General features: G+C 36.5%; 10 protein-coding genes and 1 riboswitch. Of the genes, 8 read left to right on the plus strand and 2 right to left on the minus strand.

The window, feature by feature from the left end; translation table 11 throughout:
* The first annotated feature begins 28 nt into the window (after window positions 1-28).
* Window positions 29-1,054 (plus strand): ABC transporter substrate-binding protein, encoded by a 1,026-nt coding sequence (locus EL259_RS06735; RefSeq protein WP_197721284.1) that lies wholly within the window; start codon window positions 29-31, stop codon window positions 1,052-1,054.
* 130 nt (window positions 1,055-1,184) lie between these two features.
* Window positions 1,185-3,026 carry an excinuclease ABC subunit UvrC gene (gene uvrC, locus EL259_RS06740; protein WP_126600169.1) on the plus strand — a complete coding sequence of 614 codons (1,842 nt, stop codon included), beginning with the start codon at window positions 1,185-1,187 and terminating at the stop codon, window positions 3,024-3,026.
* 554 nt (window positions 3,027-3,580) lie between these two features.
* Here uvrC and aspA read toward each other — a convergent pair.
* Window positions 3,581-4,996 carry an aspartate ammonia-lyase gene (gene aspA, locus EL259_RS06745; RefSeq protein ID WP_126600171.1) on the minus strand — a complete coding sequence of 472 codons (1,416 nt, stop codon included), beginning with the start codon at window positions 4,994-4,996 and terminating at the stop codon, window positions 3,581-3,583.
* A 314-nt stretch (window positions 4,997-5,310) separates the two neighbouring features.
* Here aspA and EL259_RS06750 point away from each other — a divergent pair, with 314 nt between their 5' ends.
* The 3 genes from EL259_RS06750 to EL259_RS06760 all read left to right on the plus strand — a co-directional run bounded on the left by EL259_RS06750 (window position 5,311) and on the right by EL259_RS06760 (window position 8,069).
* Window positions 5,311-5,604 (plus strand): co-chaperone GroES, encoded by a 294-nt coding sequence (locus tag EL259_RS06750; protein WP_126600173.1) that lies wholly within the window; start codon window positions 5,311-5,313, stop codon window positions 5,602-5,604.
* A gap of 54 nt (window positions 5,605-5,658) precedes the next feature.
* The gene (gene groL / locus EL259_RS06755) at window positions 5,659-7,299 is read left to right on the plus strand and encodes a chaperonin GroEL (protein ID WP_126600175.1); all 1,641 of its coding nucleotides are present in this window, start codon (window positions 5,659-5,661) and stop codon (window positions 7,297-7,299) included.
* Between the two features lie 143 nt (window positions 7,300-7,442).
* The gene (locus tag EL259_RS06760; RefSeq protein ID WP_126600177.1) at window positions 7,443-8,069 is read left to right on the plus strand and encodes a YchE family NAAT transporter; all 627 of its coding nucleotides are present in this window, start codon (window positions 7,443-7,445) and stop codon (window positions 8,067-8,069) included.
* A gap of 44 nt (window positions 8,070-8,113) precedes the next feature.
* Here EL259_RS06760 and EL259_RS06765 read toward each other — a convergent pair whose 3' ends face one another.
* The gene (locus tag EL259_RS06765; RefSeq protein WP_126600179.1) at window positions 8,114-9,052 is read right to left on the minus strand and encodes a gluconeogenesis factor YvcK family protein; all 939 of its coding nucleotides are present in this window, start codon (window positions 9,050-9,052) and stop codon (window positions 8,114-8,116) included.
* Window positions 9,053-9,220: 168 nt separating this feature from the next.
* Window positions 9,221-9,367: riboswitch (molybdenum cofactor riboswitch) on the plus strand.
* Here EL259_RS06765 and moaA point away from each other — a divergent pair.
* The 3 genes from moaA (at window position 9,356) to EL259_RS06780 (ending at window position 13,174) form a co-directional block, all read left to right on the plus strand.
* Entirely contained in the window at window positions 9,356-10,363 is a 1,008-nt protein-coding gene (gene moaA, locus EL259_RS06770; protein ID WP_126600181.1) for a GTP 3',8-cyclase MoaA, read from the plus strand. (Overlaps the previous riboswitch by 12 nt.)
* A 65-nt stretch (window positions 10,364-10,428) precedes the next feature.
* Complete coding sequence (gene moaC / locus EL259_RS06775; RefSeq protein ID WP_126600183.1) at window positions 10,429-10,908, plus strand: cyclic pyranopterin monophosphate synthase MoaC; 480 nt, start codon at window positions 10,429-10,431, stop codon at window positions 10,906-10,908.
* 364 nt (window positions 10,909-11,272) lie between these two features.
* Complete coding sequence (locus EL259_RS06780) at window positions 11,273-13,174, plus strand: BCCT family transporter (RefSeq protein ID WP_232019103.1); 1,902 nt, start codon at window positions 11,273-11,275, stop codon at window positions 13,172-13,174.
* Window positions 13,175-13,391: the final 217 nt, after the last annotated feature.

The raw sequence follows: 13,391 nt of genomic DNA on the forward strand, positions 1-13,391 counted from the left end.
CTTTGATATGAGAATATGAGGAAACATGATGTTTAAATTTAAGTCTATGATTTATTTATTATTAGGTTGTGTTGCGTTACCAATCCAAGCACACGCTCAAGAAATTACAGATGTTTCGGGGAATCAAGTAGTGTTACCCGACCAACCAATAGAGCGAGTTGCGGATGCGTGGTTTGCGCATACGGCAGAATTAATAGTGCTGGGCGAAGGCAATAAAATTGTCGCTACTCTCAACCATCCTGAAAGTCGTCCTTGGATGTTTAAAGTTCAACCTTCCTTAAATCATGCATTATTAGGCCAGGGGAAACTTTTTAACATAGAATCATTACTGAATCGAAAAGTGCAGCTTGCTTTTGTACCGAAAGGGGATCCGCAAATTGCTGCAATGCAAGCGGAGGGGATTCCAACGGTTGAAGTTTTTTTCCATACCTTAGAAGGCATGAAAAAAACAATGCTCATTACGGCAAAAGCAATGGGGACTTCATCCGCACTCCAACGAGCAAAGGATTATAATCAATATCTTGATATACAAATTGCTCGTATTCAAACTAAATTAGCAACTTTAGGCCATTTTCAACCCCCTAAAGTTTTACATATTTCTTCCTTAAATCCACTTAAAGTTGATGGAACAAACTCGTTAATAGATGACTGGATCCATATTGCGGGCGGACGTAATGCAGCGACTGTGAAGGGCAATATGCAACCTGTTACTGCGGAGCAAATTCTAGCATGGCAGCCCGATGTTATCATTTTACAAGGAAATGCAGGTAAGTTAGCCGATAGCCCTAATTATGCAGTACTTTCACAACTAACAGCTGTGCAGAAAGGACAGGTATATCGTAATCCATTTGGCGTGTTCTTATGGGATCGTTATGGACCAGAGAGTGCGTTACAAATTCAATGGGCGGCAAAAATACTCCATCCTACGCTTTTTGCAAATGAGGATATTAATCAAATTACTCGACAATTTTATCAACGATTTTTTGACTACCCATTAGATAAACAACAAGCAGACCGAATTTTACAAGCCTTACCACCACTAACTAATCAATAAGATGTTATGCCACCATTTAGAAAATATAGATGGTGGCATTTTTATAAATTCATAAAAAATAACTTCATTTTGACATTAAAGATAGAGAAAATTATGCTGTAACCTTGATTGATTTTAAGAGGTATTTTTTATGCCAACAGCTAACTTTGATGCGAAAAAATTTCTAGCGACTGTACCGCATTTGCCAGGTGTTTATCGGATGTTTGATGAGCATAATGTGGTTATTTATGTAGGCAAAGCAAAAGATTTAAAAAAACGCCTAAGTAGTTATTTTCGAAGTCGATTAGATAATCGTAAAACAGAGGCGTTGGTTAAACAAATCGATCATATTGAAACCACGATTACCCGTAGCGAAACCGAAGCATTACTGCTTGAGCATAACTATATTAAAACGTTTCAGCCACGTTATAACGTTTTACTGCGTGATGATAAGGCTTATCCCTATATTCTTCTCACCAAAGAAAGGCATCCGAGATTAACCTCACATCGAGGACCGAAAAAAATTGCGGGCGAATATTTCGGTCCCTATCCACAAGCGAGTAGTGTTCGTGAAACGCTTTATCTTATTCAAAAACTTTTTCCTGTACGTCAATGCGAAAATGCAATGTATCGAAGTCGCTCACGACCTTGTTTGCAATATCAGATTGGACGGTGTTCTGCACCTTGTGTGCCAGGGCATGTTACGGATGAAGAATATAATAATCAAGTCAACCTTGTGCGTTTATTTTTACAAGGAAAAGATGAACAGGTTCGTGAACATCTAATTAAGAAAATGGAAGAAGCGAGTATGGCATTGAATTTTGAGGATGCTGCGCGTTATCGTGATCAGATTCAAGCAGTACGATCAGTGATTGAAAAACAATTTATTAGTAAAGAACGACAAGATGATTTAGATATTATCGCTATTGCCTATCAACAAGGTATCGCTTGTGTACAAGTACTATTTATTCGCCAAGGGAAGGTATTAGGGAATCGTTGTTACTTCCCAAAAGTGCCGAGTAACACTGATTTAGATGAGATCATTGAAACATTTTTAGGGCAATTCTATTTAGAGGCACACGAAGGGCGAAGCTTGCCGCATGGAATTATTGTCAATAGACACTTAGAAAATGCCCAGGAATTGGCAACGATTTTAAGTGAGAAAGCGGGGCGTAAAGTGCAAATTCAATCCCATATTAAAGGGGAGAAAATGCGTTATTTACAACTTGCAGAAATGAATGCACAAGCAGCATTGAAAAATAAATTGAAACAAAGTCAATTAATTAGCGAACGTTACCAAGAATTAGAAAAATTACTCAACGTACCAAAAATTAAGCGTATGGAATGTTTCGATATTAGCCATACGATGGGCGAACAGACAATCGCATCTTGTGTAGTTTTTAATGAAAATGGACCATTTAAAGCGGATTATCGACGTTTTAATATTTCAGGTATCACTGGCGGTGATGATTACGCCGCAATGGAACAGGCATTACGTAAGCGCTACGATCGACCTTTAGAAGAAGAAAAAATCCCAGATATTTTATTTATTGATGGGGGAAAAGGACAGCTTAATCGTGCGTTAAGCGTTTTTGAAAGTTTAGATGTGCCTTGGGATAAAAAGAAAGTGAAATTAGTTGGGGTCGCCAAAGGGGTTGATCGTAAGGCGGGTTTAGAAACTTTAATTATGGGGGATTCTGGCGAGGAAATTCATCTACCTAGCGATGATCTCGCTTTGCACCTGATTCAATATATCCGTGATGAAAGTCATAACCACGCAATTACAGGGCATCGTAAAAAACGTCAAAAAGCTTTTACACAAAGTGGATTAGAAGGCATAGCGGGTGTTGGACCAAAACGCCGACAAGCATTGTTGAAATATTTAGGCGGAATGCAGGGGATAAAAAATGCAAGCCTGGAGGATATTGCTGCAGTACCAGGGATATCTCGTGCTTTAGCGGAGATAATTCACGACACATTACAAAACACCTAGTTGTTAATAAGGTTGTGGATAAGTGTTATTTTTTATATTTGCTTTTATGCCTAAAATGTTTTTTTAATAAGCATTTTAAATGAAATAGAAGGTGGCTTAATTTATTTAGTACTTTTTTATAGCTATTTTTTATTACAAATAAGTTATCCAAGTTTTCTGTGGATAAAATTGTGATAGATTTTATTATAACTGATGAATAAGTTAATTATTTTATATTTACTCAGAATATATTTATAAAAATATGTTTAAAATCAATTTGTTATCTTGTTTTAAAAAAACATTGTGAATAACTTAGGTTGAATTTAAAATGTAAGTATATTTTTTAATCATAACAAGGATAACTTCTATTTTTTAGAAAGATTACGCCTGATTATTCGACAAATTTTATGAAGTATAACCTTATGGATAAGGTAATATATGAAAAATATAAAATGAATAGAAAGTCTGGAGTCTGTGATTGTCGATATTTAGCGCAGTATAGAAAGGTAAGCATAAAAAAACGGAAATGCATAAGGCATTTCCGTAAAATATTAATCGATATTCCAAAAAAGAAATTATTTATTTAATTTTGCTTTATAAGTAGGATTCATTAAGTTTTCAACAGAAAGAATGTCATCTAATTCTTTTTCTGATAAAAGCCCCATTTCTAATACCACTTCACGTACGCTTTTACCGGTTTTCGCACAAGTTTTACCAATGATGTCGCCATTATGGTGACCAATAAATGGATTTAAGTAGGTTACGATACCGATTGAGTTAAGTACGTAGTTTTTACAAACGTCTTCATTAGCAGTGATACCATCAATGCATTTTTCACGAAGATTAACGCAGGCATTGGTTAGTAAGCTGATGCTTTCAAACATTGCTTGTGCAATAACAGGTTCCATTACATTTAATTGTAATTGACCTGCTTCAGCAGCCATGGTTACAGTAGTGTCATTACCGATAACTTTGAAACAAACTTGGTTAACTACTTCTGGAATAACAGGATTTACTTTAGCTGGCATAATAGAAGAACCCGCTTGAAGTTCAGGAAGGTTAATTTCATTTAAACCAGCACGTGGACCAGAAGAAAGTAAACGTAGGTCGTTACATACTTTAGAAAGTTTAATCGCCATGCGTTTTAATGCACTTTGAACGGCAACATAAGCACCACAATCTGATGTTGCTGCAATTAAATCACGAGCTAAAGAGCATTCAAAACCAGTCACTTCACTTAGATATTTCACTGCAAGTTCTGAGTAACCTTTAGGTGTATTTACACCAGTACCAATTGCGGTAGCGCCAAGATTTACTTCAAGTAATTGTTTAGCCACTTCAGCAATATTATGAGCTTCATCTTCAAGGAGAACTGCAAAGCCTTTAAATTCTTGACCAAGTGTCATTGGAACAGCATCTTGTAATTGGGTACGTCCCATTTTTAATACTTTAGCGAATTGTTGTGCTTTTGCCTCAAAGCCTTTTTGCAAATATTTAATTTTTTCAAGAAGTTCTTGAACACTAATATATAAACCTAAATGGAAACCAGTAGGGTAAGCATCATTAGTAGATTGGCTTGCATTCACATGATCGCAAGGATTAACGTATTGATATTCTCCTTTTTGATGGCCAAGAATTTCTAATGCAAGATTTGCAATAACTTCATTGGTATTCATATTCACAGAAGTACCCGCCCCACCTTGATATACATCACTTGGGAATTGGTCAAAACATTTACCTGTTTTGAGCATGATATCGCATGCTTTTACAATTGCATCAGCAACGTTTTGTGGAATTGCGCCAAGCTCGCCATTAGCCAAAGCAGCAGCTTTTTTTTCCATTACCATTCCACGTACAAAAGCTGGGATATCAGAAATTTTATTATGAGAAATATTAAAATTTTCTTTTGCTCTTAAAGTGTGAATACCCCAGTAAGCCTCAGCAGGAACTTCGCGTTTACCAAGTAGGTCTTCTTCAATACGCATACTCATTGTCAGTATCTCCTATAATGTTGACATTGTTAAATGTCGATATACCCTAAAAGTAAAATTGTAATTGTGTATCGGGTTATTTTTTAGCCCTTAAGTTTGATTGCCATTATAGAAAATAAGAGGGCCAAAAAACGTGATCATGATCACCTTTTTAACCTTGTCTTATAAGGAATTAATTAATTTTATTTATAAGTTTTTTTTATGCAAAATTTCTTATTTTAAGAAATAAAAATATTTTATTTTTTGGCTTGAAAATTAAGGAATAACCCTCACATTAGTACGCAACGAGTTAGTTTAACTATAAGGAAATTAAGATGAAAATTCGTCCATTACATGATCGCGTAATTATTAAACGTAAAGAAGTAGAAACCAAAACTCCAGCAGGTATCGTGTTACCGGGCGCAGCTGCAGAAAAATCTTCTCGTGCAACTGTATTAGCTGTAGGTGCAGGTCGTTTACTTGAAGATGGAAAAGTACGTCCGTTAGATGTGAATGTTGGCGATACCGTGATTTTCAATGAAGGCTACGGTACAAAAGTTGAAAAAATTGATGGCGAAGAAGTATTAATTATTGCCGAACATGACATTCTTGCTATTGTAGAAGAGTAATTTATAGCAATCAGTTAAATCTAAATAGATAAGAAGCAAACAAGGAATTTTAAAATGACAGTAAAAGATGTGAAATTTGGTAACGACGCTCGCTCAAAAATGTTAGCGGGTGTAAACGTACTTGCAGACGCAGTGAAAGTAACTTTAGGTCCAAAAGGTCGTAACGTTGTTTTAGATAAAGCGTATGGTGCGCCAACCATTACTAAAGACGGTGTGTCTGTAGCACGTGAAATTGAATTAGAAGATAAATTCGAAAACATGGGCGCACAAATGGTAAAAGAAGTTGCGTCTAAGGCAAATGATGTAGCTGGTGACGGTACAACTACAGCAACTGTATTAGCACAAGCGATCGTTAACGAAGGCGTGAAAGCAGTAGCTGCTGGAATGAATCCAATGGATTTAAAACGTGGTATCGATAAAGCGGTAGCAGCAGTTGTTACTGAATTAAAAGCACTTTCTAAACCTTGTGAAACTTCAAAAGAAATTGAACAAGTTGGTACAATTTCTGCTAACTCTGATGAAGTTGTGGGTAAATTAATTGCGCAAGCAATGGAAAAAGTAGGTAAAGAAGGGGTAATTACCGTTGAAGATGGTACAGGTTTAGAAGATGAACTTGACGTAGTTGAAGGTATGCAATTCGACCGTGGTTATTTATCTCCATATTTCATCAATAAACCAGAAAATGCAACCGTTGAATTTGATCAACCGTACATTCTTCTTGTTGATAAAAAAATTAGCAATATCCGCGAATTATTACCAGTATTAGAAGGCGTAGCAAAAGCGGGTAAACCATTACTTATCATTGCTGAAGATGTGGAAGGTGAAGCACTTGCAACCTTAGTTGTGAACACTATGCGTGGTATTGTAAAAGTTGCAGCTGTGAAAGCACCAGGCTTTGGTGATCGCCGTAAAGCAATGTTACAAGATATCGCAATCTTAACTGGCGGTACTGTGATTTCTACTGAAGTAGGCATGGAGCTTGAAAAAGCAACCTTAGAAGATCTTGGTCAAGCAAAACGCGTTGTAGTATCAAAAGATAACACCACAATCATTGATGGTCTTGGCGATGAAGCACAAATCAAAGCACGTGTTGCACAAATTCGTAAACAATTAGAAGATACAACGTCTGAATACGATAAAGAAAAAATGCAAGAACGTGTAGCGAAACTTGCTGGCGGTGTAGCTGTATTAAAAGTAGGTGCAGCGACTGAAGTTGAAATGAAAGAGAAAAAAGACCGCGTAGAAGACGCATTACACGCAACCCGTGCAGCGGTTGAAGAAGGTATCGTTGCAGGTGGTGGTGTTGCATTAGTTCGTGCAGCAAGCAAAGTAGCAGGTTTAACTGGTGATAACGAAGATCAAAATGTTGGTATCAAACTTGCACTACGTGCAATGGAAGCTCCACTTCGTCAAATCGTTGCTAATGCGGGTGCAGAAGCTTCTGTGGTTGCGAATGCGGTTAAATCAGGTAAAGGTAGCTACGGTTACAATGCCTCAACTGACCAATATGGCGACATGATCGAAATGGGTATCTTAGATCCAACTAAAGTAACCCGTAGTGCATTACAATTTGCTGCATCTATCGCTGGTTTAATGATTACTACTGAATGTATGGTAACTGAATTACCAAAAGCCGATGCGCCAGACATGAGCGCTGCGATGGGCGGCATGGGTGGTATGGGCGGAATGATGTAATTTCCCCCTTACACTTAAATAATTATTTTTAATTAAAATAAATTAGTGTGCGATTGTGAAAACAGTCGCACATTTTTATTGCGAATAAAAATAACCTCCATATAATGAGAGTATGATTTTTCCAATTTATAGGGCTTAATGTGATGGATATCGGAACTTGTTTACAATTCTTTGTAAGTTTAATTGCATTGGTAAATCCGATCGGCGTTATTCCAATTTTTTACTCAATGACGTCAGATTTTCCAAAAGAAGAACAAGAGCGCATGATCTTTATTACCTGTTTGACATTAACGATTATGCTATTAATTAGTTTTTTCTTTGGAAACGCCATTTTACATGCGTTTAATATTTCGATTGATTCATTCCGAATTGCTGGCGGGATTGTGTTAGGCAGTATTGCGATGACCATGATCAACGGTAAAATCGGTGAAAATAAAATGAATAAAGAAGAAAAAGGTGACGATATATCCAACTATACAAACCTTGCAATCGTTCCATTAGCTATTCCACTTATGGCGGGACCAGGTTCTATTAGTGCGGCGATCGTATTTGGGGTAAATTCTCATACGCTCGTTGAATATGGTATGTCATCTGTAACGATTATTGCTTTTTGTATCTGCTGTTACTTCTTACTACGTTATTCTAAACCAGTGATGATGAGACTAGGAAAAACGGGAGCAAACGTTGTTACTCGAATTATGGGGCTTATCTTGCTTTCACTCGGTATTGAAATGATTGTTACCGCATTGAAAAACTTTGGTATCCTATAAATTCACGAATTTAAAAACGCCATCTAAGAAGATGGCGTTTTTTATTATAAAATTTCTAGAAAATCGGGGCGTGAGAGTGTTTTTAAAACGTCATCAATTGCGGCACATAGCAGTTGTCTGTCATGACGGTAACTAACATCATCAGCTTTTAATTTTTTTGTAAAAATGAGGCTATCTTCTAAATCAAATTGTGATTCCGTGATAACTGCATCAATGACTTTACTACCAATATGATGATGTAAATAATTGATTCTATCTTTTAGAGATAATTGAGCGGCGGGACCTTGCTCAACGCCAAGATTATCGATAAAAATTTTTAATGCTGAGCTGTCGGCAATGGCACGACTAATTTCAGGCAATAAAAATGGTGGAAGAATACTGGTTAGAAAGCTACCTGGACCGATAAGAATAAGATCTGCTTTTTGAATAGCTTTAATGGCTTCAGGTGTAGCGGGAACAAGTGGTAATACAAACATCATTTGTGGCACTTCAGTTAGCTCATCAATGCTAACTTCGCCGACTAGACTTTTCCCTGACGCGAGATAGGCTGCTAAATGAACGGGTTTTTCTGACATTGGAATAATGAAGGATTCTACTTTTAAAAGCTCACGAATCAAGTTTACTGCATCCGTTGGGCGAATTTGCATATTCTCCAATGCTTTAAGCATAAGATTTCCTAAATTATGTCCCGCTAATTCACCTTCTCCTTCAAAACGATATTCAAAGAGTGCAGAAGCCGTGCTGGGTTGAGTGATGATTTGATTTAGGCAATTACGCAAATCACCCCACGCAATACCACCTTGTTGCGAACGGATGCGCCCAGTTGAGCCTCCATTATCAGTTGTAGTAACGATGCCAGTTAAGCGTGACCCTAAGAAATTAAGGGCTGACATGACACGACCTAAACCGTGCCCGCCACCTAATGCGACAATATGTGTGAGCCGATTAAGTTCTGAATGGGGAGGGGAAAGCGGTCGTGACATAATGTAAATCCTTTATAAAAAATAAGAAAGTCAGTGTTATTGTCGCAAAAAATGATAAATAAAACACAAATTTTTTAATTTTTAAACAGATAACTAAAGAAAAGAGTTTTTCCTAGAAAAATGTCAATAAATCTTTTACAATAACGAATTATTATTACGATTAATTACTACGCTTAACTACGCCGAGCTTGTTAACCTAAGTTTTGATTTCGCATAGATAAATATGGTGGCAAGCCAGTAACTGAGGTTACTCAGGGAACAGTTGGAAACGACTTTTCCTTTCGTTATTTAAAAAGGTGTTCAATGCAAACTATTCCTATAAAAGATGTAAACGGTTTGGTCGATCGTTTTCATCGTCAATACTATTACTTACGACTTTCGATCACGGATGTCTGTAATTTCCGTTGCACCTATTGTCTGCCTAACGGCTATCAACCAGAGCCTGAAAGACCACAATTCTTAACGCTAAATGAAATTCAGCGCCTTGTAAAAGGTTTTGCGCACCTTGGAGCGGAAAAAATTCGCTTGACGGGCGGAGAACCGACATTGCGTAAAGATTTTATTGAAATTGCTCAAAGTATTCGTGATGTACAAGGAATTAAGCAACTTGCGCTGACAACCAATGGTTATCGCATGGAAAAAGATGTGGCTAAATGGCGTGAGGCAGGAATTACTTCTATTAATGTGAGTGTGGATAGCCTTGATCCGAGAATGTTCCATCGTATTACTGGCGTAGATAAATTTGATGATGTGATGCGTGGCATTTACCGTGCATTTGATGTGGGATATGACAAGATTAAAGTCAATTCTGTGCTAATGAAAGATCTTAATAGCCATGAGTTTGATGCATTTTTAGCATGGGTTAAAGATAATCCGATTCAAATGCGTTTTATTGAATTGATGCAGACGGGAGAAATGGATCATTTCTTTGCGCAACATCATCTACCAGGTCAATTACTTGCTGATAAATTAATAAGAGAGGGGTGGACATTACAAAGTCGCTCTCATTTAGATGGACCAGCCAAGATTTTCTCTCATCCTGATTACAAAGGTGAAATTGGTTTAATTATGCCATATGAGAAAAATTTCTGTAACAGTTGTAACCGCTTACGTGTATCGGCGAAAGGGCAATTACATCTTTGCTTATTTGGTGAGGCGGGTATTGATTTACGTGATCTTTTACAGGCGGATAATCAAGAAGAAGCGTTAAAAGCACGCATTACGGAAGCATTACAATGTAAACGTGAACACCATTTTTTACATCAAGGCGATAGTGGTATTCGTGCGAATTTAGCGAGTATCGGTGGTTAAACGCATAAATTTTTATGAAAATTGGGGCGTGTTTTAAAAACGTCTTAAAAATGGAAGATAGCATTATGACACAATTTACTCATATCAATGCCAATGGCGAAGCCAATATGGTTGATGTTTCTGGTAAACAAGAAACCGTACGTGAAGCACGTGCAGAAGCTTATGTAACGATGTCAGCACAAACACTAGAAATGATTATTTCAGGGCAACATCATAAAGGTGATGTATTTGCGACAGCACGTATTGCAGGCATCCAAGCAGCTAAGAGAACTTGGGAACTTATCCCACTTTGTCATCCACTTTTACTTTCTAAAGTTGAAGTGAATTTAGAAGCACTTCCAGAAACAAATCAAGTCCGTATTGAGAGCCTTTGTAAATTAACGGGTAAAACAGGGGTTGAAATGGAAGCATTAACTGCAGCAAGTGTTGCAGCACTTACAATTTACGATATGTGTAAAGCTGTCCAAAAAGATATGGTAATCAGTAATGTTCGTCTTTTAGAAAAGACGGGTGGTAAATCTGGGCATTTTATTGCAGGCCATTAAAAGCGTATTTTATATTTATAAAAGTAGCATAATTTGTTGGTAACATTATGATTTAAAAAGGATTATGCTACTTCTTTTGAAGAAAATTGATTTTTTTGCTATAATCCTCTCACGAACATACATTCACCCTTATTTTTGCATCTCTTATTCAATATTCCTTTTATTGATTCTTATAAAGTGGCATTCTAATGTTACTTATACAACGAGTATATTTGAGGAGAAAAAATTGACAAACTTTACGAGCTTTATTTATAAGCGCTCGTCGTTCAATCCTTTCGTTATCAGTATTACTTTATTGTTGCTGATCGCATTAATTGCAACGACATTACTTTTTCCAACACAAATTTAATCATTATTAAATCAAATTAAACAGGGCATTTTCGCTGACTTTAGTTGGTTTTACATTTTAGCTTTTTCGATTTTTATCGCTTTCCTACTTATTTTATCCATGAGTAGTGTGGGAAATATCAAACTTGGTACCGATGAAGAAGAACCTGAATTTAGCTTTCTTTCATGGATGGCAATGCTATTTGCTGCTGGCATGGGGGTTGGCTTGATGTTTTATGGTGTTGCTGAACCGCTTTCCCATTTTGCATCATCAATTACAACGGGATCAACAGAAAACAAAGAACAAGAGGCGTTACTTTATACTATTTTCCACTGGGGTATCCACGCTTGGGGTGTATACGCAGTGATTGCATTAGCGTTAGCGTATTTTGGTTTCCGTTATAAACTTCCGTTATCTCTACGTTCTTGTTTTTACCCATTATTAAAAGAGAAAATAAATGGGAAAATGGGGGATATAATTGATATTGTTGCTTTAACTACGACATTATTTGGGATTATCACTACTTTAGGGCTTGGCGCAGCACAATTAGGCGCAGGGTTGAAAACATTAGGTTTTTTATCTGAAAATAGCTATGGTGTTCAGGTAGTCATTATTCTTGCGGTGATGGTAGTCGCAATTTTATCTGCTACGTCAGGTATTGGTAAAGGCGTAAAAATCCTAAGCGAAATGAACCTGATGCTAGCTTTTAGCCTATTATTGTTTGTACTTGTAACTGGACCAACACTCTATTTACTTTCTTCTTTCAGCGATAATTTAGGCACGTATTTAAGTCATGTTGTGAGCTTAAGTTTTAAAACCTTTGTTTATGAAACTGAAAATACTTCATGGTTTACGAGCTGGACCGTGCTTTATTGGGCATGGTGGTGTTCATGGGCGCCATTTGTAGGATTATTTATTGCACGTATTTCTAAAGGGCGTACTATCCGTGAATTTATTTTTGGTGTACTTGCTATTCCAAGTTTATTCTGTATTTTATGGTTTACTGTCTTTGGGAATAGTGCGATTTATGTTGACTTACACAGCGCACATGGTGCATTACAGCAAATTGTAAATGTGCCAGAACAATTATTGTTTAAATTTTTCCACTATTTACCATTACCAATGGTAACAGGATGTATTGCATTAGTTGTCATTTGCTTATTCTTCATCACTTCTGCTGATTCAGGAATTTATGTGTTAAACAATATTGCTGCTCGTGATAAATCGTTAAATTCACCAGCATGGCAAGCGGTAATGTGGGGAATTATTATTTGTATTATTTCCATTACATTACTTGGAGCTGGTGGGTTAAGTGCATTACAAACAATGACCTTAATTATGGCATTACCATTTGCGGTTATCATGCTAATTATGTGTTTTAGTTTATGGAAAGCAATTGCGGTTGATCAAAAATATTTTAGTACAAAATTAACCCCAACTACCGCATTCTGGACAGGTGATAACTGGCGCGAACGTTTAGATCAAATGCTTAACCAAACCCAAGAAAAAGATATCTTAAAATTCTTGAAATATGTTGCTTTACCTGCCATGCGCGAATTAAGTAAGGAATTGGTGGATGTCCATAATTTAAATGTGGAGATTGCACAACACATTAATTATGAAGATGATGAAGATAACTACGTTGAAATTACGATCAAAAAAGAGTCTGTTCGTGATTTTACTTACGGAATTAAATCAATTAGTCATGAAGTATCTGAACAATTGATCAATGATGAACATCTCCCATATATCCAACATACGTTGACATATTTGCCAATGACTTATTTTTCAGATGGGCGTACAGGGTATGATGTGCAGTATATGACACGTAAAGAAATTATTGCCGATATTTTGAAACAGTACGATCGTTATTTAAATCTTTTAAATGATGTTGGGCAAGAGCTTATGGGGCATGAGCAAACAATTCTTGCAGAATAATCATTACATAAAACGAAAAGCGCACGAAAGTGCGTTTTTTTTATATCTAAACGTAATATTTTTTATATTTTATTCGAGTATTACTCCAAAAAATAGAATAAAACTAATCAAAACAGTTTAAAAAGATTAAAAAATACTCACTCAGAGCTTTGTCTATAAAAAATTTTTCTATTCTGTGATCTTCATCACGCCTGAAAATTACATGCTTTACACACTT

It is taken from the genome of Actinobacillus delphinicola, from assembly GCF_900638385.1.
Classification (GTDB): Bacteria; Pseudomonadota; Gammaproteobacteria; order Enterobacterales; family Pasteurellaceae; genus Actinobacillus_C; species Actinobacillus_C delphinicola.

Bases quoted from the DNA above. Each gene is read 5' to 3' on its own strand.
- EL259_RS06735 (WP_197721284.1), top strand. From the start codon at position 29: ATGTTTAAATTTAAGTCTATGATTTATTTATTATTAGGTTGTGTTGCG.
- uvrC (WP_126600169.1), top strand. From the start codon at position 1,185: ATGCCAACAGCTAACTTTGATGCGAAAAAATTTCTAGCGACTGTACCG.
- aspA (WP_126600171.1), bottom strand. From the start codon at position 4,996: ATGAGTATGCGTATTGAAGAAGACCTACTTGGTAAACGCGAAGTTCCT.
- EL259_RS06750 (WP_126600173.1), top strand. From the start codon at position 5,311: ATGAAAATTCGTCCATTACATGATCGCGTAATTATTAAACGTAAAGAA.
- groL (WP_126600175.1), top strand. From the start codon at position 5,659: ATGACAGTAAAAGATGTGAAATTTGGTAACGACGCTCGCTCAAAAATG.
- EL259_RS06760 (WP_126600177.1), top strand. From the start codon at position 7,443: ATGGATATCGGAACTTGTTTACAATTCTTTGTAAGTTTAATTGCATTG.
- EL259_RS06765 (WP_126600179.1), bottom strand. From the start codon at position 9,052: ATGTCACGACCGCTTTCCCCTCCCCATTCAGAACTTAATCGGCTCACA.
- moaA (WP_126600181.1), top strand. From the start codon at position 9,356: ATGCAAACTATTCCTATAAAAGATGTAAACGGTTTGGTCGATCGTTTT.
- moaC (WP_126600183.1), top strand. From the start codon at position 10,429: ATGACACAATTTACTCATATCAATGCCAATGGCGAAGCCAATATGGTT.